This is a genomic window from Aliifodinibius sp. S!AR15-10 (assembly GCF_031569985.1).
Classification (GTDB): Bacteria; Bacteroidota; Rhodothermia; order Balneolales; family Balneolaceae; genus JAMQKA01.
On sequence record NZ_JAMQKA010000026.1, the window covers coordinates 40,487 to 67,259 of the forward strand.

General features: G+C 46.9%; 22 protein-coding genes. 6 read left to right on the forward strand and 16 right to left on the reverse strand.

Annotation, left to right across the window (positions count from 1 at the left end; translation table 11 throughout):
- Window positions 1-583: 583 nt before the first annotated feature.
- Window positions 584-1,021, reverse strand: coding sequence for a 5' nucleotidase, NT5C type (locus NC796_RS16165; RefSeq protein ID WP_310685856.1), 438 nt, complete (start codon window positions 1,019-1,021; stop codon window positions 584-586).
- Window positions 1,022-1,161: 140 nt separating this feature from the next.
- Between NC796_RS16165 and NC796_RS16170 the strand changes: the two genes are divergently transcribed.
- Window positions 1,162-2,346: an MFS transporter gene (locus NC796_RS16170; protein ID WP_310685857.1), complete on the forward strand. Its 1,185-nt coding sequence runs from the start codon at window positions 1,162-1,164 to the stop codon at window positions 2,344-2,346.
- A gap of 250 nt (window positions 2,347-2,596) precedes the next feature.
- On the opposite strand, the gene NC796_RS16175 is transcribed toward NC796_RS16170, so the two are convergent.
- The 6 genes from NC796_RS16175 to NC796_RS16200 form a co-directional block, all read right to left on the reverse strand.
- Window positions 2,597-3,823, reverse strand: coding sequence for an ectonucleotide pyrophosphatase/phosphodiesterase (locus NC796_RS16175; protein WP_310685859.1), 1,227 nt, complete (start codon window positions 3,821-3,823; stop codon window positions 2,597-2,599).
- Between the two features lie 246 nt (window positions 3,824-4,069).
- Window positions 4,070-7,408: a TonB-dependent receptor domain-containing protein gene (locus tag NC796_RS16180; RefSeq protein ID WP_310685860.1), complete on the reverse strand. Its 3,339-nt coding sequence runs from the start codon at window positions 7,406-7,408 to the stop codon at window positions 4,070-4,072.
- Window positions 7,409-7,574: 166 nt separating this feature from the next.
- On the reverse strand, window positions 7,575-8,264 hold the full coding sequence (locus NC796_RS16185) for a TIGR04283 family arsenosugar biosynthesis glycosyltransferase (RefSeq protein ID WP_310685861.1): 690 nt from the start codon (window positions 8,262-8,264) through the stop codon (window positions 7,575-7,577).
- A gap of 137 nt (window positions 8,265-8,401) precedes the next feature.
- Window positions 8,402-9,016 (reverse strand): TIGR04282 family arsenosugar biosynthesis glycosyltransferase, encoded by a 615-nt coding sequence (locus NC796_RS16190; RefSeq protein ID WP_310685863.1) that lies wholly within the window; start codon window positions 9,014-9,016, stop codon window positions 8,402-8,404.
- Between the two features lie 134 nt (window positions 9,017-9,150).
- The gene (gene arsS / locus NC796_RS16195) at window positions 9,151-10,200 is read right to left on the reverse strand and encodes an arsenosugar biosynthesis radical SAM (seleno)protein ArsS (RefSeq protein ID WP_310685865.1); all 1,050 of its coding nucleotides are present in this window, start codon (window positions 10,198-10,200) and stop codon (window positions 9,151-9,153) included.
- Between the two features lie 94 nt (window positions 10,201-10,294).
- A complete protein-coding gene (locus tag NC796_RS16200; RefSeq protein ID WP_310685867.1) occupies window positions 10,295-10,630 on the reverse strand; it encodes an arsenosugar biosynthesis-associated peroxidase-like protein in 336 nt (111 codons plus the stop codon).
- 183 nt (window positions 10,631-10,813) lie between these two features.
- On the opposite strand from NC796_RS16200, the gene NC796_RS16205 reads away from it, so the two are divergent.
- Complete coding sequence (locus NC796_RS16205; protein ID WP_310685868.1) at window positions 10,814-11,290, forward strand: hypothetical protein; 477 nt, start codon at window positions 10,814-10,816, stop codon at window positions 11,288-11,290.
- 123 nt (window positions 11,291-11,413) lie between these two features.
- Here the strand turns inward: NC796_RS16205 and NC796_RS16210 are convergent, their stop codons facing one another.
- The 7 genes from NC796_RS16210 to NC796_RS16240 form a co-directional block, all read right to left on the reverse strand.
- On the reverse strand, window positions 11,414-12,679 hold the full coding sequence (locus NC796_RS16210; protein WP_310685869.1) for an MBL fold metallo-hydrolase: 1,266 nt from the start codon (window positions 12,677-12,679) through the stop codon (window positions 11,414-11,416).
- Between the two features lie 103 nt (window positions 12,680-12,782).
- Complete coding sequence (locus NC796_RS16215) at window positions 12,783-14,906, reverse strand: DUF349 domain-containing protein (protein ID WP_310685871.1); 2,124 nt, start codon at window positions 14,904-14,906, stop codon at window positions 12,783-12,785.
- A 189-nt stretch (window positions 14,907-15,095) separates the two neighbouring features.
- Window positions 15,096-15,917, reverse strand: a complete 822-nt coding sequence (locus NC796_RS16220; RefSeq protein WP_310685872.1) for a mechanosensitive ion channel family protein — start codon at window positions 15,915-15,917, stop codon at window positions 15,096-15,098.
- A gap of 95 nt (window positions 15,918-16,012) precedes the next feature.
- A complete protein-coding gene (locus NC796_RS16225; RefSeq protein ID WP_310685873.1) occupies window positions 16,013-16,303 on the reverse strand; it encodes a hypothetical protein in 291 nt (96 codons plus the stop codon).
- A gap of 48 nt (window positions 16,304-16,351) precedes the next feature.
- The gene (locus NC796_RS16230; protein ID WP_310685874.1) at window positions 16,352-16,849 is read right to left on the reverse strand and encodes a Dps family protein; all 498 of its coding nucleotides are present in this window, start codon (window positions 16,847-16,849) and stop codon (window positions 16,352-16,354) included.
- 246 nt (window positions 16,850-17,095) lie between these two features.
- Window positions 17,096-17,806, reverse strand: a complete 711-nt coding sequence (locus NC796_RS16235) for an RluA family pseudouridine synthase (RefSeq protein ID WP_310685876.1) — start codon at window positions 17,804-17,806, stop codon at window positions 17,096-17,098.
- 43 nt (window positions 17,807-17,849) lie between these two features.
- Entirely contained in the window at window positions 17,850-18,200 is a 351-nt protein-coding gene (locus NC796_RS16240) for a hypothetical protein (protein WP_310685877.1), read from the reverse strand.
- 297 nt (window positions 18,201-18,497) lie between these two features.
- Between NC796_RS16240 and NC796_RS16245 the strand changes: the two genes are divergently transcribed.
- Window positions 18,498-20,834, forward strand: coding sequence for a S46 family peptidase (locus NC796_RS16245; RefSeq protein ID WP_310685879.1), 2,337 nt, complete (start codon window positions 18,498-18,500; stop codon window positions 20,832-20,834).
- A 763-nt stretch (window positions 20,835-21,597) separates the two neighbouring features.
- Here the strand turns inward: NC796_RS16245 and aroC are convergent.
- Together aroC and NC796_RS16255 are read right to left on the reverse strand one after the other, a co-directional pair.
- Window positions 21,598-22,797 carry a chorismate synthase gene (gene aroC / locus NC796_RS16250; protein ID WP_310685881.1) on the reverse strand — a complete coding sequence of 400 codons (1,200 nt, stop codon included), beginning with the start codon at window positions 22,795-22,797 and terminating at the stop codon, window positions 21,598-21,600.
- A gap of 127 nt (window positions 22,798-22,924) precedes the next feature.
- The gene (locus tag NC796_RS16255; protein WP_310685882.1) at window positions 22,925-24,016 is read right to left on the reverse strand and encodes a potassium channel protein; all 1,092 of its coding nucleotides are present in this window, start codon (window positions 24,014-24,016) and stop codon (window positions 22,925-22,927) included.
- 123 nt (window positions 24,017-24,139) lie between these two features.
- Between NC796_RS16255 and NC796_RS16260 the strand changes: the two genes are divergently transcribed.
- Genes NC796_RS16260 through NC796_RS16270 form a run of 3 tightly spaced genes read left to right on the forward strand, consistent with a single transcriptional unit; the run spans window position 24,140 to window position 26,577 of the window.
- A complete protein-coding gene (locus tag NC796_RS16260) occupies window positions 24,140-24,877 on the forward strand; it encodes an ABC transporter permease (RefSeq protein ID WP_310685883.1) in 738 nt (245 codons plus the stop codon).
- Window positions 24,878-24,890: 13 nt separating this feature from the next.
- Window positions 24,891-25,661: an ATP-binding cassette domain-containing protein gene (locus tag NC796_RS16265; protein ID WP_310685884.1), complete on the forward strand. Its 771-nt coding sequence runs from the start codon at window positions 24,891-24,893 to the stop codon at window positions 25,659-25,661.
- Window positions 25,645-26,577, forward strand: coding sequence for an MlaD family protein (locus tag NC796_RS16270; protein WP_310685886.1), 933 nt, complete (start codon window positions 25,645-25,647; stop codon window positions 26,575-26,577). Before NC796_RS16265 ends, NC796_RS16270 begins: the two co-directional genes overlap by 17 nt.
- Window positions 26,578-26,773 lie beyond the last annotated feature (196 nt).

A 26,773-nucleotide genomic window follows, 5' to 3' on the forward strand; every position in this document is an offset into this window, starting at 1 on the left:
AGGTAAGTAGTTTGCTCAAAAAATTTCGTCGATTGGTGTAAATGTTGTCTCGTTGGACTGTTGAAATGTTGAGCTGTTGATCAAAGGGGTCTCAAAGGTCAGAAAGTCCAAGGTCGGAAGGTGGAAGGGTGGAAGGTCCAGGGTCGAAAAGTCCAAAGTTGTAAGGTCCAGGGTATGTTTATATTCTGAGTCCTCTAGCAGATGTTAAACTGTTGAGGTGTTGAATTGTTGATACTAATCCTAACTTTGCTTTCCGCCCTTCGAAATTTTTGTTGAGCAAAGTGCCCGAAACCGAAGTGTTAAGAAACAATTTCTGTCTGGGATCCGCGCGGCTCAGCGGATTGAGTTAAATGGTTTTTCCCGAAAATCTTCGGGAGTATGAAACGCAACAAAAATTTCATCAGGCGGTGATTTTTTGGTGGAAGTTCTTTAGTCCGACTCCCGGCGGATTTTTTTCACTAAAAAAATGAACACCACATATCGATGAAGAATATTGGTTATTCCTTTGCGCGAGACAAGCTCCGGGATTCCGAAATCATTGGCACAAATTAGCTGGAGCACTATTGATGATACCAGCTGTTCTTCAAAGCAGGTACTCCAATACGGACGGCCAGTCGGGGAATCGTTTTGATCCAAAATGAATATGTTCTCCCTCAAACTTATCTACGCCGTGGGCCAAACGATCGTCAATTAAAAAATCTCCCCTGACCAGGTGCTTGTGATGGCTCAAAATAAGACGCTTTCTAGCTACCTCGGAAAGGTGCTGCCGCACCCAAAGATTTTTTGCCGCCCACGCCGTTTCATTATTCCACGGTGCAGTAGACAGAATGTAGGTATCAAATGCTGCTGCTAATTTGTGATATGCCTCTATAGCCCCGTCCACCGGCGGAAGATCATCAAAATATCCCGGTATATCGTCATATTCTTCTCCAAACTGCTGCTTTTGTTCTTTCGTAACAGACGGGATGCCGGCTTCAAAATCGACCAGCGTCCCATCCATGTCTATGTATAATCGCTTCATAGCTGCCTTGGTTTTCTTCGGTAAAAGATAACGAATTAGCCTCTAACTTTTGGTTGTCAAAGTGGTGATTTGCTTTCGTGTTTCAATCACTTCCTTTGTATCTTCACAGGCGCTACAGGCAATACGAAATTATCACCTGGATGAAAAAAACCATCAAACGATCCCCATTACAGCAGTCCCTCCTTATTGCCGGCATTCTGCTTATCGGTCTCAATTTACGTCCTGCCCTGGCTGGAGTCGGCCCACTGATCGGTGCCATACGTGATAGTACAGGACTCTCCAACACCCTCCTGGGCCTTTTGACAACCCTGCCCCTGCTGGCTTTTGCAACCCTGTCCACGCTTACACCCCTTTTTACCAAGCGGTTTGGCATAGAAGAGACTCTGGCGGGCGCGATGGTACTTCTTACAGGTGGAATTTTACTTCGTGTAATTCCTACTGACCTCACTCTTTTCGGGGGCACACTGCTGCTGGGTACCGCCATTGCATTTGGTAATGTACTCTTGCCCAGCCTGGTGAAACGCGACTTCCCCCATAAAACCGGGCTGATGACCAGTTTCTATTCCAGTGCGATGGGGCTGGGCGCCGCCATTGCGGCCGGCATCAGTGTGCCGCTGGCTGTTGAAGCTGGCTTTGGATGGCGGTGGTCACTGGGAGCATGGGCGGCATTTTCAACGTTGGCACTACTTTTATGGTTGCCTCAAACAAGGAATACGACTCTCCCAAGACATAACCGCAGCTTCCTGAAAGCGATGCAGGACCTGGGGGGATCAAAACTGGCCTGGCAGGTGGCGCTGTTTATGGGACTCCAGTCATTTTCTTTTTACGTTATCCTTGCCTGGCTCCCGGAAATCCTGGTGGACCGTGGCCTGGACCCATCATATGCGGGCTGGATGCTCTCTCTTTCCCAGGGTATGGGCCTTGTCGGTTCACTAACTTTACCAACCTGGGCCGAAAAGATGCCTGATCAACGCCTGGCGGTCTGGATTGTCGTTATCCTGGAGTTAATAAGTCTTATTGGGTTATTGCTCCCCACAACGTTCTGGGTGCCGTTGTGGGTTTCCCTGATCGGCATCGCCCTGGGCGGCAGCTTTGGCCTGGCCCTGCTCTTTATCGTTCTGCGCACCAGTGACACAGAAACCGCCACTGAGCTGTCCGGAATGTCGCAATCGATCGGCTATTCCCTTGCGGCCATCGGTCCCACCCTGTTTGGAGCACTTCATGATCTCACCGGGGCGTGGCTGCTGCCGTTGGGACTCCTTTTCCTCATTCTTGCCACAAAACTCTTTGTTGGACTCGGTGCTGCCAAGCCCAAGAAGTGCTGATCGACGAAATGTTAAGCCAGAAACCATAACGGCATGCCGTACATTCAGCCTGCAACCGAATCGTTAAAAAAGTATTGCCATTATAATTAAGTAACCTTCCTAATTGCCAGCCCCTCAAAAACCTGGTTCCTGGAATTGTTTTACCAGGAGTCTGGATTGCTAAACCGTGCTATCACTTTTCTTGTGGCTGGGTAGTTTCTCTTTGCGGAACCAGAATCAATGGGTGCCACAAAGTTCATTTACCAATTCTTCACTTCAAGAGCGTTTTTATACTGTCCAGAGAGCCTTCATTGGGAGCCGGCTCTAACTCCAGCAGGTGGGCCATCAGCTCATAAAGGTGTACTAATTCAAATGGTGAAACGGTATTACCTGCAGTAAACGAAGGTCCACGCGCCGCGAAAATGCCATGCATATCTTTATTAATATTGTCATATCCGTGGGTGCCTTGTGGCAGGTTGTTGATGAAGCTTTCTTTGTGTTCGCTCTTTAAAATAGTATATGGGATATCAGCTAGCATAATGATATCCATCACCCGGCTATGATTTTTCAGATGATAGCGTTCGGGTAGCTCCTCTTTTCTGTACACCGTGTAATGCAGCTCCGACCGCTTCAACTGCTGGTACACCTGCTCCACTTTCCCTGAATCCGGCTGTATCATGGTGACTGGTTCCAGGATATAACGCTGGATATCATCCATATTGACAAGCGAATCCAGGGTTATAATTTTGTCGGCCGAAAGCTCGGTCATGCCGTGGTCGGAGACGATCAGCACGTTCATTTTATCCCAAAGCTGTTTCTGCTGTAGTTTATGGACCAGGTATCCAAGCAGCTGGTCGGCCTCCTGTACAGCGACCACCAGGGAATCTGATGCAGGGCCATGCTGGTGTCCCTGGGAATCAACCATTCCGAAGTAGAGCGTGCCAAAGTCGATGGGATTTTCCTGCTTGACGAACCAGGAAACGACCGTATCAATCCGTGCTCGATTATTCATGCCGGCGTCAAACTTCTTCCAGTAGGTGGGCCGCATTCCATTAATTTCCGCTTCCGAACCTATCCAAAACATGGTGCCGGTGGTCAAACCCTGCCTTTCGGCCGTATTCCAGATCGGTTCCCCCTGGTACCAGTCGCCATTTGCAACAGCCTCACGATCACTTATTCGATACCACTCATCCCATTCCGGGTCATACATCGTATTGCCTACAAGTCCGCTGTTTTCGGGATACAGGCCCGTAACAATACTGTAATGATTCGGGAACGTTTTAGTGGGGACGACCGGGATCAGGCTCTCCGCCATTACACCAATGGAAATAAACCGATCAAAGTTTGGCGTCTCAGTTTTGGAGAGGTAGTCATATCGGAATCCATCGAATGAGATCAATAGCAGTTTACCAGTACTGTTGTTGCTGGATTTGCTACAACTTGTAAACAAGATTAGCAGCAGAGCAATGAGTTGATATATAATTTTCTTGGTCTGCATAAGGAAAATATTTTTAACGTATTTACCGGTTGCATTTAGAGCCGCTATACGGTCTCTGCGAGATCTACGTAATCGGTGGAAGAACGACAGGGCCCGCAGATAACGCGGATTCCGCAGATTGCCTGGTACATCCATCCTTATGGATCGCCCGTGAAGATGACTAACCGGGAAACACGTATTTTATACTAACTAAAAATGGGTACCCCGAACATCCGGGATACCCATCGGAATGTAATGAGATGATAGCTAGAAAGTGTAGCGCACACCAAACTGCATCAACCAGCGGGAGCTGTATGTACCAAAGTCCTGGATATTTGCTTTGTACATATCATCCACGGTTTGAATCTGGTCTGAACCGTAGTTCAAGCTGTATACCGGCGTATAGTCACCGTTGGCTTCATCTCTGAATCCGGTAAACTCAATCGGCTCATAAACACCATTCCCTATACTATACCTATTTCCCCAACTTGTATCGACCAGATCTCCGAGCAGGGAGGTAAAGTTAAAGATGTCAAGGGTAAACTCGAGTTTTTGCCTTCGGTTCATCAAGTCAGCAAAGATCTCCTGCTCCACTTTCAAATCAATGATTGATTCAAAAGGAGCACGCGAAGCATTGCGCTCAGCATACTGACCGCGGCGACTGCTCAGGTAATCACTGCTTTCAATAAACTGATCGAAGGCTTCTGCCTGTGCCTGTTGTTCAGTCGGTGTACCTTCCCAAGCCAGGTTAGATGCATCTTCAGGTATATAAATCAGGGAAGCGTCATCGCCGCCCTCGTTAACCATGTTTGTACTCTGGTCGATGACAAAGGAAGTTGGGCGACCTGAATTGCCTTCAAAGAATAATGATATCGTTGTAGCCAGGTTATCCAGGAACTCTTTGCGATAAACAAGAGAGGCCGTAACCCGGTGCCCCAGGGAAAAGTCGGAACGTGACAACGCCAGGTTATTTGCTCCGTTCACATGCTCCTGGTATTGCCACAGTGAATTGATTTGTGAAGAGGTGCCTTCGTTGATTACGTAAGCATCTCCGTAGGTATACGACAGATTGGTTCTGAAACCGTTCCCGAAATTCTTACGCAACTGGGCGGTAATATCGTACGTGTGTCCCTTACTGGTATTGCTCACAACGTGAATGTTGGAATACCGGCTGTCAACGTATCGGTCGGAATAGTTGTAAAACGGTCGATTATCCGGTCCATCCAGTCTGTCATTCTGGGCCTTCAGGTTCACGTTTTCAATGACAATATTGTTCATTGTTTTTGTGTACTGAAACTCCAGGGACCCGATGATGCCATAGGGAAGACGTTGGTCAACCCCCAAACTGGTTCTGAAAACGGTCGGGTACCTGAAATCCTCAGCAAACATCTCTAACCGACCGGAAGGTATAACCTGGTCAGCAGAGCGACCGAAATCCTCCAACGTCAGTCCCTCTGTCGGATTCGGGCGGAATGGAATCGTATTTCCATTTGAGAGTGTGGTCTGGTCCTCAAAATCTCCCGCTTCAATCGTACCGGTATTGGCACCGTTGTTGAGGAACATTCCTCCCGGCCATACAAAAGGTACACGCCCAAGAAAGACACCAGCACCTCCGCGAAGCTGCGTATTGCCATCTCCAAAAGCATCCCAGTTGAATCCAAAACGGGGAGATACATAAAGCTGTGCAGCGGGTGTTTCTCCCGGACGAGCTCCTTTTAGATCCTTGCCAAGTGCTTGCAATTCGGGAATGGTGGTGCTGAACACATCATCGGCGTATCGTGGATCTGTAGTAATTTTGGGTACATCGAACCTCAAACCACCTGTCAATCGCAACTGATCATTGAGCTGCCATTCATCCTGAACGTATAAACCAAGTTGATAGGCATTAAAAGCCCCGATGTTCTTAGCCTCATCACCAATAACATTCTGTCCACCAACCAGGGATACACCCCGCAGGTAAAGGGCAGGAGCTGCAGGATCTATGTTCGGATCATTAACAGAACGAACGGACTGTAGGAAGTCCTGTGGACTGTAATAGAAATACCATCCATTGTTGAAGGGAATAAACTGGTTTGCCATATCATAAAACTCATTGTGGGTTCCAATGGTTATGGTATGATCACCGGCAAAGATGTTAAAGTCATTGGTAATAGTCAGTATTTCTTGATCCAATAGATTAGAGGTTGAAAACGGTTCGTTTCCCAGCGAAATCTCCCCGTCACCGTCGAATATGGTTACCGTTGGAAAAGCTTCACCATCATAATCCCGATCATCGAGAACATCGGTATAACCAATAGTCAACTTGTTGGCCATATCGTTACCGAACGAACTGGTGAGTTCAAGCGCTGAAGAATGGGTGGTATTTGGAAAAACCTCACTATTATTGCTGTAATTGATTGTCCCCGTTCCACTTTGATAGCGGTCGATATTATCCGATTTGGTATAACTGTGGCGGAACATCAGCTTATGCTGCTGATTGATATTCCAGTTGAGTTTTACGAGCGCTTTGTCACTGTCCAGAGACGAATTTTTATCACGGAATGTACCGGCATTATATGAAAACTCATCCTGCAATGTTGTGCTTATCTCTTCAAGCGTACTGATGTCGGCATCCCCTTGATAGCTGTTTATCCCCAGGAATGGCTGCGGAGATTGAGACCGAAGCATCTCAAGATTTGCAAAAAAGAAGAGCTTATCTTCAATTATTGGCCCGCCGACCCTGAATCCAAACCGGTTATTCTTAAACTCAGGAAGAGGCTCTCTGTTTATATCGTTAAAATTGGCCAGCCCTATAGGGGTTTCACCGGCCAAGCTTTCATTCCGGTTGAACCAGTACACTGATCCCTCATACTTATTGGTTCCACTTCGGGTAATGGCGTTGATAGCCCCACCTGTAAAACCACCCTGGGTGACATCAAAGGGAGAGAGGTTAATCTGGAACTGCTCAATAGCGTCCATACTGATAGGCGATGCCCCGGTTTGTCCACCATTCGTTCCCTGGGCAGAAAGCCCGAAAACATCGTTATTAATAGCTCCGTCAATGAAAATGCTGTTGAACCGGTTGTTCTGCCCGGCAATGGATATTGCGGCCCCGTCATCGTCACTGTTTACCACATAGGCTTGCGGGGTCAGCCGCGAGTAATCCGCCAGTGAGCGTCCAACGGTGGGGGCATCTTCAATGTCTGCAGTGCCGACGTTTTTCCCGACACCGGTTTTGTTCCGGTTAAAGACATCGCCGGCGGCCACCACTTCAACTTCACCAAGCTGTGTGGAACCCGGCTTCATTTGGGCTTTGAATTTGTAGGTTTCTCCCAATGCAAGCTGTACGCCCTCTTCTACGTAGGGCTCATAACCGACAAAAGTAACCCGGATGCGATAAGGGCCACCCACCCTTATATTCCTGATATGAAAGGAACCTGAGTTGTTAGTGGCTGCCCCATACTCCGTTCCCGATGGAACATGAAGGACCAATACATTGGCTCCCGGGAGACTTTCCCCGGACTCGTCTAAAACTGTCCCGTTCATTCCGGCCGTGGTAACACCCTGACCAAAAACAACGAGCGGTAAAAATAGCAATGCGCAAAAAATCGTTGCGTAACGTTTCATAATGAAATGTGTTAGTTAGAGATTGTGATGAGATGATAGAAATGATGAGGTTGTGATAACTCATCTTGACGCGCTAAACTAAAAAAATGGAGATTACGATAGTGTTAACTCAGGATGGTGAAAAGGTTACTTAACAGCGTAAAGTAACCAACTCACGAGGTAATTATCACGAGTTAATTAGCTTTTTATAGGTGCTGACCAGTGTTTCTTGAGAAACCCCAAGAAAAAAAAGTGTATATATGAGTACAAATATTAGCTGAAGTCGGATTACTCCGTTTTCCCTGTATTTCCTAGCAGAAGTTATAACTTTTTTAGGCGAAATGTAAAACCCACCTTCTTTTTTAATGCATCTAACCATAACATTATCCTCCATGACGATCAGCTTTGGGTTAAAGCCGCCAACGCTTTTGAACAAATCGCGGGTAATAAACAGGCTTTGATCTCCAAAACGGAAAGCGTCTATATCAAAACGGGTGCACCAGGCGTAAAATCGCAGCAACGGGTGTTTACTGTCAAAAGCCAGCCTGAAGCATCCGGCGGGATAGCCGTCCTGCAATGCGGTCATAATCGTTTGATCAAAACCTCGAGGTGGGATAGAATCGGCATGCAGGAAATAGAAAAGCTCAGAACTGGCTGCTTCTGCCCCGGCATTCATCTGGCGGGCGCGCCCTTTTCGGGCAGTTTCAATTACCCGGGCTCCCGACGTTTCAGCGATTTCTCTTGTTTGATCAGTGCTGCCGCCGTCTGCAACAATGATCTCATGGACATGCTGCCCGTTACGAGTTTTCAACTCTCGGATGGTCTGCCCAATTACATCCGCTTCGTTCAGGGCCGGGATGATTACGCTAATCCGCATTTCTCACACTAATTTGAATATCGTTTATTTATTAAAGTGCTTTTGATCATGAGTTTAACAAATGAATTCACTCAATTGCAAAATTAACGCCCTGCAGATTGCTTAGGAGTTAATTGGTGAGAAAAGCGGATTGATATTCATTTCGAAGAATTCACAAAACGTATTTTTATATCCTGCCAGTCCTCCAGGGTGTCTACATCATTGAGCCTGGGAAGTTCGCTGTATGTAAGATTGAGATCCTCAATACTAGTAATGGTTTCTGCATATACACTCTCAGAGCTCCATTCTTTATCATCGAAAAGTTGCTGGTAATGATCGTCCATTCCCAGCAGGTAATATCCGCCGTCCTTTGATGGCCCGATAACAGTATCCTGAGACTTCAACTCATTGAATGCATCCCGGATAATCTCGGTCGTCAACTCCGCGCAATCACTACCTATAATGGCCACACGGTTGTAGCGGTCATCGAGAGCACAGTCGAAGGCATGCTTCATGCGTTCACCCAGATCCTTGCCCACCTGCGTCCGTTTTTGGGCTCCAATCGTGTCCCAAATGTCGTTCAATGGAATATACTCCGAATACCACACCTGCACATCGATCTCCAGGGGCTTTACGATATCCAGGGTATACTGAAGCAGCTGGTTATATATTCTGAGTGCTTCTTTATCGCCCACTGATTCAGCAAGACGTGTCTTAACCCTGCCTTCTCTTGGATTTTTAACGAAAACAATAAGGAGTTCTTCGGTAGCCACTTATTTCTTATATATTTTATGCATTCAGAGTGATTCCGTAATACCCGTACAAACTAGCCAAGCTCAAGAGCAATATCACGCCTTATCCCAAAACATAATATTCTGGTGAATTTTGGAAACCCAAAGATGTCTTCCTACGCCGTCTGTCCCCCACAGCTGCTGCCGGCGCCAGCAGTGCAGCCATAACAATGCTGGTTCGTCATAATCTGGCGATTCTCGAGCAGTCTTTTGTCAAAGTTTTTCACATGACCGGGGACCTCCTCGTGCGTCTCCATCTCAAGCATCTGGTTGAAGTCGCAGTCGTACAGGGTGCCATCCCACCCCACGGAGATGGTATTACGGCACATCACGCCCTCGGCCGCCTGGGGATTAAAGGAGGTTACCAGCCGTTCCATATATTCATCGAGATTGCCTGACACAAGCAGGAAATCCAGGAATCGACTGATCGGCAGGTTGGTAATCGCCAGCAGGTTGTTAAACTCAATATTATGCTTCCGCCGTAGCTCTTTTCGAAAATCCTGCTCAATTTCCTTTTGATTGGAAGGTAAAAATGCCCCCACCGGGTTGTATACCAAGTTCAGCTCCAGGCCGGTGTCCTGCTTTCCGTAGCCTACTTCATTAAGCATCTGAAGCGCTTCTATTGACTTATCATAGGTTCCCTCGCCGCGTTGCCGGTCGGTTCGAGATCGATTGTAAAAAGGGAGGGAACAGGTTACTTCCACCCCGTGTTCTGCAAAAAATTCGGGCAGTTCCCGGTACTTGGGGGCCGTAGTGAGAATAGTAAGGTTTGAACGCACAATAACATGCTTGCCCATCGCAGCAACCTCCTCCACAAACCATTTGAAGTGGGGGTTCATCTCCGGGGCGCCGCCGGTTAGGTCCACGGTCTCAATATCTGTGCCCCGGAGTGCCTCCAGGCAATACTCGAGTGTTTCCCGGGTCATCACTTCGTCACGGTCGGGTCCGGCGTCCACATGGCAGTGCTTGCAGGTCATATTGCACATATAGCCCACATTAATCTGGAAAATTTCGATACTAGTGGGCTTGAGAGGATACAGCCCTACTTCTTCGAGCTTCTCCTCAAAGTTAGGTAGTAACTTAAGTTTTTCGGAGTGATTGTTGATGACATCGAGCTGCACCGCCGGATCGGCCAGTTCGTGCTTTTCTGCTTTGAGTGACTTCATGTTAAAAACCTAATTAAATATTAGGTCCACCGTTTGTGAATAATTCAAAACCGTGGGTTTGATATTTGTGTTTTGGAATTTAGAATTTTCACTATCACATCGTCTTTTTCTTCACATTATTCATCATTTGCACGCCGTGTACCAGTGAGGACCCGCCTCGTATAGCGGATGCCACATGCACGGCCTCCATCATCTGTTCCTCGGTAGCTCCTTTTTCCAGGCTGTCGGTTGAGTAAGCGTCGATACAATAGGGACATTGCAAAACATGTGACACGGCCAAGGCTATGAGTGACTTTTCTTTGGCGGAGAGGGCTCCTTCTTTAAATACCGACCCATAATAATCAAAGAATTTCTCAGCCAGCTCAGGACCAAATTCTCCAACGTCTTCAAATTTTTTGAGGTCTTCAGGCTTATAGTATGTTTCTTCCATAGAGTTTACTAGTTTTTTTAGTGAACGTTATTTGTTTCTGCCATGTAATACTGAATACGAGAACAAATAGGAATTGGATCTCATTCAAAAAGATCTATTTTGCTCGAAACTTTTCTATCACAATTACATTAAAAGACACTGTTTAAATAGATAATCTTACTAAATAAAACAGGATAGCTGCTTATGAAGAAATCTTTTTCGGGACTATTTATTATTACGATACTCTTTTTACTATTTAGCACCAATTCTGCAACAGCTCAAAGCAAGGATGGCAAATTGGGCGTGGGTTTAATGATCGGTGAACCGACCGGAATTAGCCTCAAATATTGGCAATCACAGCGAAATGCAATCGATGGCGGCATTGCCTGGTCTCTTGGACAGTATGACGCGTTGCACCTGCACGCTGATTACCTGTGGCACAGCTACACTGTTTTTGATGATGTGGAAGAAGGACAGCTCCCAGTGTATTATGGTGTTGGCGGGCGCCTTGTGCTTACGGATAACGACTCCGTTCTTGGCCTCCGCGTGCCGGTTGGCATGAATTATCTTTTCGAAGAAGCGCCAGTAGGTCTGTTCCTGGAGCTGGCCCCAACGCTTAACCTGGCCCCGAGCACTGACTTTGATATCGGCGGAGCACTTGGTGTGCGTATATACCTCTAAAATTAATTTCTTGACAGAGCTCAAGCCCACTGCTCACTCCAGTGGGCTTTTTTATTTGAGTAACACTCAGGGAAATATTGGGCAGGCAACGCGGCTAAACTTCGTGTAGGGAGCAGACATGAGCTAGGTGGCAATCGGTTCCTCCAGCTTTAGCTGGATCTTCGCTCCCTCTTTTGCCAACTGTACAGACTCAAAATCTGCACTGAATTCTTCCTGGATCTGTTGGTCCAGCTGCTTAAGATACGTATCGTTTGAGTCGGGGTCATGATGCGTAAGGAACAGGTTTTTCACACCCGATCGCAGTGCAAAATCCACCGTGGTCTCCCATGCCGAATGTCCCCACTCGGTCCTTTTTTGATAGGTAGTCTTGTCATACTGAGCGTCGTGAATCAATACATCGGCATCCTTTAAAAACTCTTTGAACTTTGTATAGAAGTAGGCGTTTGTTTTCTGTTCAATCGGCTTAAGCTCATTATCCGGGCAAAACACTATGGTTTTACCCCCCACCCTCAATTTGTATATAGCGGTATTTATGGGATGATTTGCACTCATATATTCAATTGAATACCCATTGTATTCGGTCAGGCCGCTCTGCTGGGTGATATAGTTTAGATTGGCATCGAACATGTCCAGTGTCACAGGGAAAAATGTTTTGGTAAGATGGCCGGACAAAATTTCCCTGCACCCTCCCGTAACCTGCGGTGGCATATGGATTTCAAAGTGGTTATCAGGATTGTAGATCGGCTTAAAGAAGGGAAATCCCTGTATATGATCCCAATGCGGGTGAGTGATAAAAATGTGACCGGTCACGTTGTCCCTGAACTCTGTTAAATAGTTGCCCAGATTCCTGATGCCGGTTCCACTGTCAAGAATCAACAGTTCATCCGTAAATGGCAGCTCCACCTGCACACAGGTCGTATTTCCGCCGTAAAAAATATTCTCTTTATTGGCACATGGCGTTGACCCTCTGACACCCCAAAATTTAATTGCCACACTTGGTTTAAGGAGCCGGTCAAGAAGGGAATGCACCTCTTTCCCCCCGAAACCTGGTTCCAGCAGTGAAACATAGGCCAGTGACTTTAATTCTTCAGAAACTTGATGTGCGCTGTCGTTTTGAGATCTGAGGAAACAGATCGGAATAGATTCCGTCTCCGCATGATCCTGCAGGGAGCGCACAAGGGAGAGTAAATCCTGCTTGAAAGACTGTATATCCCAAAAAATGAGGTCCGGGTGGCTGGTACGAATGCGGCTCACCAACTCCTCCTTTGAGCTTTGAGCACCTGTAATCAAACGGAAATCATGCTTCTCAACGGCGCTGGTTAAGACAGGAAGATCGGAGGGTTGTTCCGATACAAGAAATATCTTTTTATTTAAACTCTGATTACTCACACAAAAGGGGTTTAATCAAAAACATTTCTTGCCCGAAACCATATTTATTATTGCCAACTTAATAGCCGTTATACTCAAACAGTACCGATGTAACGCAACAGTGTTAGCCTTCTCTCCTAATATCGTCTATTTGTTCATCCAGCTCGTCAAGCTTATCCTGCTTCTTCTGAAGTCTGTTTTCCACTTTCTCAATTTTTGACTTGATCTCATTCAACAACGGATTGTCATCATCGCTTGACTTAAAATAGGTCCGGGATTCTTTATACTGAAGCACCTCTTCCTCGAGCTCATGCATCTCGTGCTTCACCTTCTTGTACTTCTTGCGAATTCCCATGATTTTGGAACGCTGATCGGGATCGAGGTCGGCCTTGGCCAACTCCTGGTCAAATTTATTGCCCGATTTCGCTGCACGGAACCGTTCATAAATTACATCACACGCCTCGCGGTATCGCTTCCAAATCTCGTTCTTCCTTTTTATCGGAACGTATCCGGCTTCTTTAAATTTTTCCTGTAGCGGTTTGGCCTGTTCCACAGCCTCAATGGGGTCATCAAGCTGGCCAAGCTCTCGTAATTTTTCGAGAATCTCTTCTTTCTCTTTTAAGTTCTCCTTCTGTTGTTCTTTTCTATCCTTAAAGTGTTCTCTCCGCCGCTCATAGAACACATCCTGGGCTTCCTTAAACTGTTTCCACAATTTGCGTGACTTGTTGCGTGGAACTGGTCCAACTTTTTTCCACTGGTCAAGCAGGCTCTGCATTTTGCTGTGGCCTTTATCCCAGTCGGAGGTATCATTAATCTCACGGGCCTTTTCAATAAGCTCCATCTTCTTATTATAATTGGCCTCTTCCTGCTCCTTAAGCTCGTCAAGGTGCTCCGACTTGTATTCGTTGAACGAGTCGGTAGCGGCTTTAAAACGTGCCCACAACTTGTCTTCGTCACGCTGAGGCAGGTTGCCCGTCTTCTTCCACCGGCGGTGTAGTTTATTCAGTTCCTTGGCCGCTTTGGGCAGGTTATCTTCTTCCAGCAACGCCTCCGCCTTGCGGCACAGATCCTCTTTCTTCTGGTAATACTTATCGAATTTCTGGCGGTGCTTCTTGTCATATTTGTACTTCTGGTCGTAATACTTGTCCTGGGCCGACTTGTAGCGATCCCACACCTCATCAGACTTCTCAGCCGGCACGCGACCAATACGCTTGTACTGCTTGGTCAGATCATCAAACTCATTGTCCACCGCTTTCCAGTCGTTGGTATCATCGTCGATCGAAGACGCCAGATCCTCCATCTTGTCCAGAACGATCAATTTTCCGGTCAGGTTGTCCTCTTCCTGCTGGCGCTTGCTTACCAGGCGATCCACCTTGTGCTCATCAAACTCTTTGAGCTGGGCATTAAATTTTTCTTCAAGCTCATCACCCGTTCCAGAGGGAAGGATACCCACGCTGTTCCATTGTCCTTTCAGGCTGGAAACTTTCTGGGTGGCGGTCCATTGTTTGTTTTCAACAATATCGGTGAGTTTTTCGAGCAGCTCTTTTTTCTTTTCCAGGTTCTCTTTTTTCTGCTTGTTCAGCTGCTCATAATGCTCTTCTTTGCGCTGCTCAAATTTTTCCTGGGCATCTTGGAATCGTCCCAGCAGCTCCTTGACCTCATCCCCTTCCACCTCAGGGCCTTCATTCCACTTGTTGGCCAGGTTGTCAAGCTCCATGGTCACGTAAGGCCAATCAGACTGCTTGGACAGGGATTCCGCCTTTTCAACGATCTCTTCATAGTATCCAATCCCGGTCTGTTCCTCTTCGGATTTCTCCTCGTCTGAGGTCTCTTCTGCCTGTTGCTCTTCCGCGCCGTCGGTTGATTTCGTTTCCTGCTTTTCCTCTGTGGTCTCTTCCTGCTCGGGGACTGGTTGACTCAAACTTTCCTTTACATTTTTTAACTGTTCGTACAGATCCTCAAAATCACCAATCGCCTGGGCATTTTTCAGCTCCTCAATCAGTTCATCTACATCCTCGGTGCCCTTCTCATCCTGCTCAAGCAGGGTTTCCACCCTATCTTTTAGTCGGCCAAACGCCTCTTGGTATTCATTCACAATTTCAGAGAGGCTGTCCTTGTCGGTTACTTCTGCAATCTTGCGCTCCGCAAACAGACTGGTTTCTTTTAGCATTAGATCTCCGTCCTCCGTCAAATAAGAGAACTGATCTTCATATTCAAAATCAAGCATTGTTTCAGTTTCTTCACTCATAACTACAGTCGTGGACCACTTCGAATGTTAGAGGTCTACCATTGCTATATTTAAAAACTCGTTAAGTTTAGATAAGATAATATTTCTATACAATTTATTACAAACTTCTTCTGTTTGCTATAAATAGAAACAAAGAAGCCGGTCTTTTCAACCGGCTTCAGGCAATTAAATAAGTTGTCGATCAATTGTTTAGCCTTCCTGGAACAGGTGAACATCACGTTGTGGATAAGGAAACGATATATCCTCTTCGTCAAATCGTTGCTTCACTTTTTTAGTGAAATCATGGTATAGAGGCCAATAGTTTTCGGTTGCCGTCCAGGGACGTACGCGCAAAATAACGGCATTATCTCCAAGCGAACCGACAGCAATGAGCGGCGCTGGTTCCGACAGAACCCGATCATCGCCATCCAATACCTCCTTGATTACCTTCATCGCCTTGTCAATGTCGTCGTCATACCCGATGCCAACTTCCATATCAACGCGCCGGGTTTCGTTGCGGGTGAGGTTTTCAATTTTAGTACCCCAAATCTGTGAATTAGGCATTGTGATAGCAACATTGTTAAAACTATGCATTTCCGTAACAAACAGGCCTATTTCATCTACAATACCCGAGGTACCTCCAATCTCTACGGCATCACCAACATTAAACGGGCGGAGTAAAAGCAACATAAAACCGGACGCAATATTGCTAAGTGTTCCCTGCAGTGCCAGTCCAATAGCCAGCCCGATGGCACCCAACACGGCAATAATACTGGCTGTTTGCACACCAAACCGATTTAACACAGCTAAAATGGTGATGATGAGTACCGCAATCTTTGTGCCCTTCACTAAAATCGGAGAGATCGTGTCATCAATCCTCTCTGTTTTGGCAGTAGATTTCTTTACTCTCTTGCTAAGCCAATTGGCCACAACCCATCCCGCAATCAGGATACCCAAAGCACCAATTACGTTTAACCCGTACGTAGCTAACTGTTCGTATACCGTCGCCCATAGCTCATTGATCTGCTCCATCTACTTATCTCCTGTTATTTTAGGTTGAATAAACTGTACAAAATATAAAAGGCAGCACAGAATTATGCTGCCTTTAATTAGAATTCCGGATATTGCTAATCTTTTAGAATAGAACGGACTTCAGAGAATCCTTCGCGAACATCCTTCCAGAGTGCCTCAGCGTCTTCTTTGACTTTCTCAAACGTATCTTCACTGGAGTCTTTGATACGGTCCAGCTTTACCTTCAGCTCGCTTCGTTTTGTTTTTAGTTTTTCCAACCGTCTCGAGATATCCGCCTTTACCTTGTTGGACTCCCCTTCGGCTTTCTTCTGAAGCTTATCGATCTGCTGGTTCCATTCCCGAAGTTGTTTTTCAAGTTTATCAATGTATTCTTCGCGTGTGGCCATAATGACCTCCTGAATCCTATTGATTTAAATTAATAGACTGAGATAAAATTAATCTTCCAAGTGACTTCGCAACATCCAGGCCGCTTTTGAATGGACGTGCAGACGCTGAGTTATCAGGTCAATCGTTGCTTCATCATCGGCCTTCTTGGGGGCATCCAATGCTTTTCGTGCGGTACGGATGACTTGTTCATTGGCAATGGCCAGCCGGCGTACCATCTCCAGGGCCTTTGGCTTCTCGATATCTTCCTTAATCGAAGTCAACTCGTTGAACTCAGTAAATGAGCCCGGTGACTTGTGGCCCAAAGCCCGGATCCGTTCCGCAATTTCATCGATGGCATCGGCCAGTTCAGTGTACTGCTGCTCAAACTGCTCATGCAGCGGGTGGAACAGTTCTCCTGTCACGTTCCAGTGATAATTATGTGTTTTGAGATACACCATATAGGAGTCGGCCAGCAAATGGGCCAACCCTTCGGCAATCTCTTTTCTGTTTTTTTCGCTAATGCCAATATTTACTTCCATATCCATGACTCCTTGTTGTGCACTCATAATTTTAATACCTCCGTTAACTTTGAATATTGATTTCTCTTGTTTCTGCGTCGCACTGCTCTTTTCCATAAATTTCGAACAGCAGTTCACAGACAAAGTTTCTCAATTCTTTAATCATGAGTCGTTGTTGGGATTATTTGTTGTAATATTTCACATTTTTCTACAACAAACGCACGGAAATCATTCCTCTTGACCGATAGAATCTGCCTATATCAAAGATAGAAATGTAAGATAAGAGATCTCGTTTCAGCTGTTCTGCTGCTTTTCCCGGTTCCAGCGAAACCGGTCCATAACACGAAGCATATCAGGTGGGATTTTTGCCTCATACGTCACCTTTTTGCCAGTGCGGGGATGTTTGAACGACAAGCGGTAGGCATGCAGCGCCTGTCGGTTGATCAGGGGTTCCTGCTTCTCCTCGGGGGCATAGTGTTGATCCCCAACCAGCTGATGGCCGATTTCATTGAACTGCACGCGAATCTGGTTTTTCAAACCGGTATCCAGGTACACCTCCACGAGGGTATTGTTGGCAAAACGCTCCTTGACTTTGTAGCGCAAGCGTGCAAATGTGGCGCCCTCCTCCTCTTTATCGACCACAATATTACGGAATCCCTCTTTGATAAGCTTCAGGTAATGAACGAGCTCTCCCTCATCCTCTTCTATAATGCCGCGAACTATGGCAAGGTAACAGCGCTCCGGGGTGTGGTTTTTGAACTGTTCAAACAGATCGTAATGGGCCCGCTCCTTCTTTGAAAAAACCATCAAACCGCTGGTGTATCGATCGATGCGGTGCACACTGCCCACCCGAACCCCGTGCTTCCCCAGGTGATCGGCCACAAGGTCAAAAAGGTTCTTGGCATTACTATTGGGGATCGGAACCGAAAGCAGTCCGGCGGGTTTGTCTACTACAAATATATCTTTATCCTGGTGGACTATATAAAAGTCCCTGTTTCTACCCATACTATCACAAACAGGTTAAAAAAGTTACGCTTACTGGCAACGGTTACTCTTCAACACCGTGCACTTCTTTGAGTATCCCCTTGGCATCGTTGTCGCCATCCTGCATCACGCGGTGCTGCAAGTTGGTAATAATTTCCTGCTGGGCCTGGTCAAATGCTGCTTCCTTGGCTTCTTTTTCTGTTCCCGTCCGGATCAGGTCATACACATCATCCGCCCTGACAATGCTGTACAGCTTGTCTTCATTAAACGCGTGCGACCGAAGCTCTTCATACTTCTTGAACACACGGGGAAAATCTTTGCTGTCCTCAGCCCGCGTAATAATTTCCACATCTTCAGGACCTTCTGCGCTAAGGGGTGTTTTGCAGAGATAAAAGTAATTGTGCTTGTAAATCATATGTCAACGTGATTTATAATTGGATGATATCCGATTTCACGGAATCTAATTAATATCTTCGGAATTAGTACTTTATATTGATTAGCTTCTGAATATAGGCATGTTTTATCGTTTTATGAATCATTGAATCACCTCAATATTCCGAATTTTGACTGGTGACTTAGTGATGTCTTACAATTCAGAGCGAGAAAGAAATAAGGGAAAATCAGCTTCCACAGATGCGGGATAATCGATGGGATTCTCGTTTCTACGTAACACGACTAACCGATAACGATCTTGATTAACAGGATTATTTATATGATCAAAACCAGACCATGGGCTCTACTATTTAGCTTTCTTTTCATCACAGCTTGCACAACCACTTCCAGCCTTCAGCAACAACAATCAGCCACCCAAACCGGGAATAGCCAAGGAACTGACCTCACCCACCACTACCTTTTTGGAGATTCACCCGATGATTCCGGCATGTGGCTGCTTCCACAGATCAAAGGAGCAGTGCATGCCGAGATGGCCGCCAAGGGTCTTAAGCTCACATCAGATGAAATGTACAGTCAAATGGCCCCCTCACTGAACCAAGCCATTGTTCGTCTGAATATCGGTGAAGGCGGCGGAGGCACAGCCTCTTTTGTCTCAGCCCGGGGCTTACTGCTGACTAACCATCATGTGGCCTACGATGCGATCACCTCGGCAAGCACGGCCAAACAGAACTACCTGGACCAAGGTTTTTATGCCGAGACCAATGCCCAGGAGATCCCGGCCGAAGGTTACTCCCTCTACATCCCGATTGAACAGGTGGAAGTGACTGAAAAGATCAGCTCCATGCTGCCCGACACCCTGAACGCCCAAAAACAAAACCAGCTGGAACAGCAGGTACGCCAAAAACTTATCCAGAAACGCAAAGGGGGCAATGAAGACCTGGTGGTAGAGATCGATGACTACTGGGCGGGTAACCGGCAGTTCATGGCGGTTTACAGGGTGATCAGGGATGTACGGCTAGTCTATGCCCCGCCTTCCTCTATCGGCAAATACGGCGGCGATATTGACAACTGGGAATGGCCGCGCCACACCGGCGACTATGCCTTCCTGCGCGCATATGTGGCACCCGATGGCAGCGCTCGCCCTCACAATGCAGAAAATGTACCGTTTCAACCATCCCGACATCTCCAGATAAATGCCAACGGCGTGCAGCCGAATGACTTCACCATGACACTGGGTTTTCCCGGTTCCACCTATCGATACCAGAGCAGCTACGCCTTTGACTTTTACCACAATGTTCGGAATCCGGTGATGATCGATTCGTTCCAGGCGATCTTGGACGCGATGGAATATGCCGCAGAACAGGATGAGGAAATTAAAGTTGAGAACGCCTCCGATCGCGCATCGGTGGCCAACACACTAAAGTACCTGAAAGGCGTGCAGGATGGATTTGACAGATACGATATTATTGAACGAAAAGAAGAGCGGGAAAACGAATTCCAGCAGTGGATTGAAAGCGATTCAACCCGAAATATCCGCTATGGCCGCGTGCTGAGCCAGCTGGATACCGCTTTTAACATCGCCTCTCAAACGGGGGATCTACTCTACGGCACCTATTACGCATTAAATAACAACACGCTGCTGCAAGTGGCCGGGCTCTACGATGCCTACTATGAATATCTCAACAACCCCGACAGCCTCTCCTTTAGTTCGGGACGTAAAGATACCCTGCTGATGCAGCACCGCCAGATGCTGGACTCCTCCAACTTGGAGGCCCAGACTATGATGCTTGACCAGATGGTTACCTCGCTTTCCTCGTTTCCCTCCGGCAAACGACCTATGCTTTTCATCGAGCTTTTCGAGGGTAAGACCGGGGATGAGCTAAAAGCAGCAGTCCAACAGTATATTGAAAATCAAGTGAAAACCTCCCTTGTCTACAGCGCCGATTCGGCAGAAGCTTTTTTGAACAGGCCTGTTGAGGAGGTTACTGACCAGCCTGTGGATCCGGTGGTTAAACTATACTGGGAGATTTATAACACCTTTGATTTCAGCCGGAATAACTATAGCCAACATTTTGCCTACCTGAATCCCGCACGTGAACGTTACGTGGAGGGCATGCTCGCCTTCCGACAGGATTCCACCGAATATCCCGATGCAAACTTCACGCTTCGGCTGAGCGGTGGACGTGTGCTAGGCTACTCCGCCGTAGACGGCCTTTACAATTCACCCTACACAACCTTCGAGGGTATGATTGCCAAGGACACAGACGAGGAGCCATTTGATGCTCCGCAAATGCTCGAAAATTACTTCCAGAACCACTCGGGAGGCTCCTCCAATATTCCCTATGCCACTCCTTCCGGGCACCTTGTTGTCAACCTGCTTACAACGAATGATATCACCGGCGGCAATTCCGGGAGTCCACTTCTGAATGGGAATGGAGAAGTTGTGGGAATCGCATTCGACAGCAATTACGAGGGGGTAATCGGCGACTACTACTATGATCCTGACCTGAATCGCACCATTAATGTGGATATCCGCTACGTACTGTTCCTGATGGAGGAATTCAGCAATGCTGATCGTATCCTGAATGAACTGAATATTATACGAGAAGGCCGTAGTAACATCCAGGCAGAGGCTGCGGTGGGAATTAAAAATTAGGAAACATTAGTGTCCGGGGAAATTAATCTTTCAGCAAATAATAGCGTTTATGTTCACCCTATTCCGTTTTTGGTAAGCAATGTAAAACGAACCGGTTTATAAACAGGCTTCATACAATAAGCCCAACCTCCGAAGTCCGGCCTTGGTAAAGTTGACCGCCCGGAAGGGATCGAAGTGAAGCGTTAAGAAAAAATCTGTGATTTTTTTAGCGTATCGAAGAACCCTTCAGGTCAAGTTTACCTCAGTCGGTGAATTTTTTGGGTTCGTTTTTTCTTCAATGAAAAAATGAACAACAGGAATGATGAATTAAAAAATTGGTTGGTGAACTTTCAGCTCGGTTTATATCATTGCGGAGAATTTAGCGACCATGGGAAGCACTACACGTGGTACCACGGGATAACATCCATTCGGGAGGGCAAAACCTCTAGTACAGGCCAAACAAAAGGTGGTAAGGTGACCACTTCGTGTGAAAATTATCAAAAGCCTTCTCGCGATAACAGATATTAGGTATAGTTAAAATTGCTGGGCCCGGTGCACGGTACCCTTACAATTAAGATTCAATACGCATTCAAATCTGCGGTTTCTGCGTAATCAGCGGGAGATAAAGCACACTGTTTCTTCGAATCATGCGCATCGTTGGATCAAACGGTGCGCATCTTTTCAATCAATCTTGCGCAACATTTGATTAAATGAAGGGCGGCTACAAAGAGCGAGTCCCTTCACTATTACATATTCCCACAGTTGGGGAAAACGAATTCAGGAATTATCTCTTTTTATTCTCCTTAAAGGCGTTGTAGTGCTCCTCAATCTCTTCTACGGAATCCCCGCCAAACTTTTCCAGGAAGGCGTTGGCGATAACCGGGGCAATAACATTTTCAATCACCACTACAGCCCGCGGCAGTGCACACACATCGGAGCGTTCGTACCGGGTGTCCATCTCCTCCTTGGTGTTCATGTCCACGGTCTTTAGCGGTGTGAGCATCGTCGGAATTGGCTTCATAACGCCTCGGATGATGATCGGCATACCAGTTGTGACGCCTCCTTCAAAACCTCCGAGCCGGTTGGTGCGGCGTCGGAATTCGCCCTCCTCATGGGTAATTTCATCGTGCACTTCGTGCCCGGGGCGGCGACCTGCTTCAAAACCGAGTCCAATCTCGACCCCTTTCATCGCCTGGGTGCCCATAATGGCCTGGGCCAGTTGCCCCTCCAGCTTTCGGTCCCAGTGCACAAAACTGCCGAGTCCTGCCGGAACTCCGGTCAGCACAACCTCCCAGTATCCACCGAGCGAGCTCCCCTCTTTGCGCCATTTTTTGATCTCTTCGCGCATTTTTTCGGAGAGATCCTCATCCAGGCAGCGTACCGGCGATTCATCAGCGGCACGAAATATCGTTTCGGCTCCGTCTTTCATCATCGGGTCAACAAGGTCGCGCACATCGCCCCACTCGTCCTCGTAACCCACACTGCCGATACGAATGATATGGCCGCCGATTTCAATGCCAAAGTGTTTCAGCAGCTTCCGTGCAATCGCGCTTAACCCCACACGCATGGCGGTTTCCCGTGCACTGGAACGCTCAATTGCGGGACGAATGTCATCATAGCGGTACTTTTGCACGCCGATGAGATCAGCATGTCCGGGACGCGGCACAGTTATCGGGTCTACATCTTCCCCGTCGCCCTCTTTGTTCATCACTTTCGGCCAGCCGGTATCATCTTTCTCGAAAGCGCGATTTGGTAACTGCAGTGCAATCGGCGTCCCCATTGTCTTGCCAAAGCGCACACCCGACAAAATCTCCGCCTTGTCCTTTTCAAATGCCATGCGACCGCCGCGGCCATATCCTTTTTGTCGGCGCGCCAGGTGCAGAGCAATTTCATCTTCAGTGATCGGGAGTCCGGCGGGTATGCCTTCAATAATGCCAGTCAGTTGGGGGCCGTGTGATTCCCCTGCGGTTAAATATCGTATCATGCTTGGTTTATGGTAAATCTTGCAGGTTAGTTATTAGTTACTGGTAATTCAGATATTCGTTACAAGTCTGGTACTGCGTATTCGTATTAGTTCTAGCCACCACGCAATACGGAGTACGCAACATAATCTAGGTCTTCATGTAAATGTGTTGAAGGTAATCGTGACGTGAAACGCGTTCCTCCAGTGTACGGTTGTCCTCGCACCCTTTCGCACGTAGCTGCTCTATACGATCGATATCCCCCAACACAATTAATGAATCACCTTCATTTATTTTGTCCTCACTGCCGGGGTTAAACTTAATATTCTTCACATCGCCCTCAGGAATGATGGCGATAATAACAACGAAATATTTTTGGCGTATCCGGGCCTCAGCCAGGGTCTTTCCGGCAAGTTCAGCTCCTTCAAACACTTTCACCTCGTCAAAAATATGATCCTGGTGAGCCCCACCCTGTATCTGGTCCATAAACTGGTCGACATGGGGACGCAAAATTACATTTGCCATACGGTCGGCACCCACCTCATAGGGCGAAATTACCTTATTAGCACCGGATCGCAGTATTTTCTTGGTGTTGGCGCGCTGATTAGTACGCACAAGGATAAATATATTTTTGTTGAGTTCGCGCGCTATCAGGGTTACAAAAACGTTATCCTGGTCGCGGGAGAGGGTGCAGATCAACCCCTTTGCCCGTTTTATACCCGCTTCAATGAGCACGCTTTCCTCCTGCGCATCACCCTCAACATACAGCAGGCGATCGTCCCGTATCCGCTCTATGCTGGAATCTCTGTTCTCCACTACTACAATGGGGATGTCGGCATCTTTCAGCACCTGGCCTATCCGGTGCCCGATGCGGCCGTATCCACAAATAATGTAGTGGTTTTTCATTTTTTCCAACTGTTTCTTCATAGCACGTTTTCTGAAAAGTTCACTTTCAAAAATTAGCTGGGTGGTCTGTGACGCAATATAAGAGATAACCCCGATACCCATCACGAATAACACCATTGTCAATATCCGGCCTCCATCGGTAAGGTTCTTGAGCTCCGAAAACCCGATCGTGGTAATCGTAATGAAGGTCATGTAAAATCCATCGAAGAAATTCATTCCTTCAATAAAATGATACCCTATCGACCCCAGACCGAAAACGATTAACAGTACCCCTGTAGCACCGAGAATTCGGAAAGCGACAATGTTGTCCAGAATGTCGTTATAGAAACTTCTCAACGGGTAAAAGAGGTTGTTTTTAAATAGGTTGACAATATAGTTGAAAAATAAAGCGCATGAAATGAAAACCAGCCTTAAATTTAATAGTTTCCAGATCTATAAAATATAAACAGATACGCCAGCATGGAAGCTCTACAGAAACTGGGACAATACGGATTGCTGCTGTACCGCGCACTTCGCTCCTCCTATGAGTACAATAATTATAAACGCAACCTCATGAATGAACTGGTAAAGATCGGGTACGAGTCGCTCCCGATTGTGCTTTTAACAGGCGTTTTTACCGGTGCCGTGATGACATTGCAGACGGCCTATCAGCTTGAAATTGCCTATGTTCCGCAGTCCGTTATCGGGGCTATTGTGTCGGAATCGATACTAATCGAGCTGGCAGCCGTTATCACCAGCTTGGTGCTTGCGGGGAAAGTGGGAGCCCGTATTGCCACTGAGCTGGGCACCATGCGCGTGAGCGAACAGATTGACGCGCTGGAGTCGATGGGCTTCAACTCTGTATCATTTCTTGTTGTTCCCCGTGTACTGGCAGGGCTGATTATGTTTCCGATACTCTATATCGTCGCCGCAGCGTCTGGAATTGCAGGTGGCTTGGTGGCCGCCGTGGTATCCGGTGCCGTACCGGCCTCTGAGTACATGCAGGGCGCCCGGGAATTTTTCTATCCCTGGGATGTCTCTTTTGGGTTGCTGAAGGCGTTTGTTTTCGGGTATGTCATCACCTCTGTCTCCTGCTATAAAGGGTATTTTGCAACCGGCGGTGCGGAGGGAGTGGGTACTAGCACCACGCAAGCAACCGTTTTAAGTTGTATTTATGTTCTGCTTGCAGATTTCGTACTAGCCGCAATAATGTTGTAACTTTGAAGATTGTATGATACAGGTAAAAAACTTAAAAAAAAGCTTCGGTGACATGCTCGTCTGGGAAAATGTCACCTTTGATATAGAAGACGGCGAGACCATTGCCATCATTGGTCGATCGGGCTGCGGCAAGTCTGTGCTGGTCAAACATCTGAACGCCCTGATGTACCCCGATGCCGGCGAAGTTATTATTGACGGCCAAAATGTATTTGAACTGGAATATGTTGATCTTCGCAAAATGAGGCAACGATTTGGCGTACTGTTCCAGGGCTCGGCACTTTTCGACTCGATTAATACATTCGAAAATGTGGCGTTTCCCATGCGGTATTTTACTGACTTCTCAGAAGAGAAGATCACTGAAAAAGTGCACAAAGCACTCGATATGGTGAACCTGCTGGATGCGGCTGAAAAGGACACGAGCGAGCTTTCAGGAGGTATGCGGCGGCGGGTAGCCCTGGCACGGGCGACGGTGTTGCAACCCGATTTCCTGATATATGACGAGCCGACCTCCGGGCTTGATCCCCAGACATCTGATGAAATTAATAAGCTCATCACTTCATTTGCCAGCAATCTGAATATCACGTCTATCGTGGTTACGCACGATATTCACAGTGTCCTTAAGATATCAGAAAAGGTTGCTTTTCTGCACGACCAACAGTTGTGGTGGCACGGAACGACAAAGGAAATGAGCAAGAGTAATAACCAAGAGCTATTAGACTTTATTAAAGCAAGCGAATATCAAATTAAAACAGACAAGGAGAATTTCATTGGCAAAAATCAGTAACGAACTGAAAGTTGCAATCACCATCATTGCTTCCCTGGTTGTGGCATTCCTCGGCTTCAGAGTCATGCAGGATATGCCGGTTTTCAGACAATCTCACAAAATAAACGCCTACTTCGATCGCGTTGATGGACTCAGCGCAGGAAATTACGTGTATATCAATGGAGTGAAAGTGGGTTCGGTAAAGCAGATTCAACTGGCCAACAGCGACAGTGTTCTTGTGGGAATGACTTTTGATCTGGGAGTAGACATACCGGAAGGCTCCGTTGCCCTGCTGGAATCCTCGGGACTGTTGAATGAGAAAGCAATTATCATCCAGAAAGGAAACTCAAACGAATTGGTTCCCTACGATGGATTTATCAAGGGCCGGTACGAAGGTGGTATGATGGAGACGCTTAAGAATGAAGGAGAAAAATTAAGCAACAACGTTTCCTCTTCGTTCAACAAGCTCAATACGCTGCTCGAAGAACTCAACCGGACCCTTACCGAAGAAAACAGGAATCGGATTGAGGAAACTCTCACCAATCTTGAGTCCACTTCCGATAATATATCCGGGCTTATTAACAATAAACGAAATAAGCTGGAATCGAGCATCGATCATGCCAACTCAATCTTGGCCAATATCGATACGCTGACCACCGATAACCGCCAGCAGATCGACTCAGCCCTCGTGCGCATGAACAGTTCACTGCAGGCAGTGGAAAAGCTCAGTAAAGAACTGAATGCAACCTCGGACCAGCTGAATACGATTCTGGGTAAAATAGAACGGGGCGATGGAACGCTGGGCAAACTGGTGAATGATTCTTCACTCTACAACCGCTACGACAGCCTGGCCGTTGAGATGCAAACGCTGATCGAGGGAATCAACAATGATCCCCAAAAATACCTTAAACACATGCGGCTTATCGAGGTCTTTTAACGGGTTGACTGAGTAATTTATAACTGTGAGAAGGAGAATGGCACAATAGAATGTGCCGTTATATCGTAGAACAATTTCCTGCCGAGGTTAAATTGCTCTTAGTACAGGCTTCTTGTATATTTGAAAGCTTGAAGGGAGCCCTTTTTGAGGGCTATTGAAATGTTTTTTGTTAACTGTAATTAGTAGTAGATAAGAG

Bases quoted from the DNA above. Each gene is read 5' to 3' on its own strand.
- NC796_RS16180 (WP_310685860.1), bottom strand. From the start codon at position 7,408: ATGAAACGTTACGCAACGATTTTTTGCGCATTGCTATTTTTACCGCTC.
- NC796_RS16220 (WP_310685872.1), bottom strand. From the start codon at position 15,917: ATGGAGCAGATCAATGAGCTATGGGCGACGGTATACGAACAGTTAGCT.
- NC796_RS16240 (WP_310685877.1), bottom strand. From the start codon at position 18,200: ATGATTTACAAGCACAATTACTTTTATCTCTGCAAAACACCCCTTAGC.
- aroC (WP_310685881.1), bottom strand. From the start codon at position 22,797: ATGATACGATATTTAACCGCAGGGGAATCACACGGCCCCCAACTGACT.
- NC796_RS16225 (WP_310685873.1), bottom strand. From the start codon at position 16,303: ATGGCCACACGCGAAGAATACATTGATAAACTTGAAAAACAACTTCGG.
- NC796_RS16235 (WP_310685876.1), bottom strand. From the start codon at position 17,806: ATGGGTAGAAACAGGGACTTTTATATAGTCCACCAGGATAAAGATATA.
- arsS (WP_310685865.1), bottom strand. From the start codon at position 10,200: ATGAAGTCACTCAAAGCAGAAAAGCACGAACTGGCCGATCCGGCGGTG.
- NC796_RS16185 (WP_310685861.1), bottom strand. From the start codon at position 8,264: ATGCGGATTAGCGTAATCATCCCGGCCCTGAACGAAGCGGATGTAATT.
- NC796_RS16230 (WP_310685874.1), bottom strand. From the start codon at position 16,849: ATGAGTGCACAACAAGGAGTCATGGATATGGAAGTAAATATTGGCATT.
- NC796_RS16265 (WP_310685884.1), top strand. From the start codon at position 24,891: ATGATACAGGTAAAAAACTTAAAAAAAAGCTTCGGTGACATGCTCGTC.
- NC796_RS16215 (WP_310685871.1), bottom strand. From the start codon at position 14,906: ATGAGTGAAGAAACTGAAACAATGCTTGATTTTGAATATGAAGATCAG.
- NC796_RS16200 (WP_310685867.1), bottom strand. From the start codon at position 10,630: ATGGAAGAAACATACTATAAGCCTGAAGACCTCAAAAAATTTGAAGAC.
- NC796_RS16170 (WP_310685857.1), top strand. From the start codon at position 1,162: ATGAAAAAAACCATCAAACGATCCCCATTACAGCAGTCCCTCCTTATT.
- NC796_RS16165 (WP_310685856.1), bottom strand. From the start codon at position 1,021: ATGAAGCGATTATACATAGACATGGATGGGACGCTGGTCGATTTTGAA.
- NC796_RS16245 (WP_310685879.1), top strand. From the start codon at position 18,498: ATGATCAAAACCAGACCATGGGCTCTACTATTTAGCTTTCTTTTCATC.
- NC796_RS16175 (WP_310685859.1), bottom strand. From the start codon at position 3,823: ATGCAGACCAAGAAAATTATATATCAACTCATTGCTCTGCTGCTAATC.
- NC796_RS16205 (WP_310685868.1), top strand. From the start codon at position 10,814: ATGAAGAAATCTTTTTCGGGACTATTTATTATTACGATACTCTTTTTA.
- NC796_RS16260 (WP_310685883.1), top strand. From the start codon at position 24,140: ATGGAAGCTCTACAGAAACTGGGACAATACGGATTGCTGCTGTACCGC.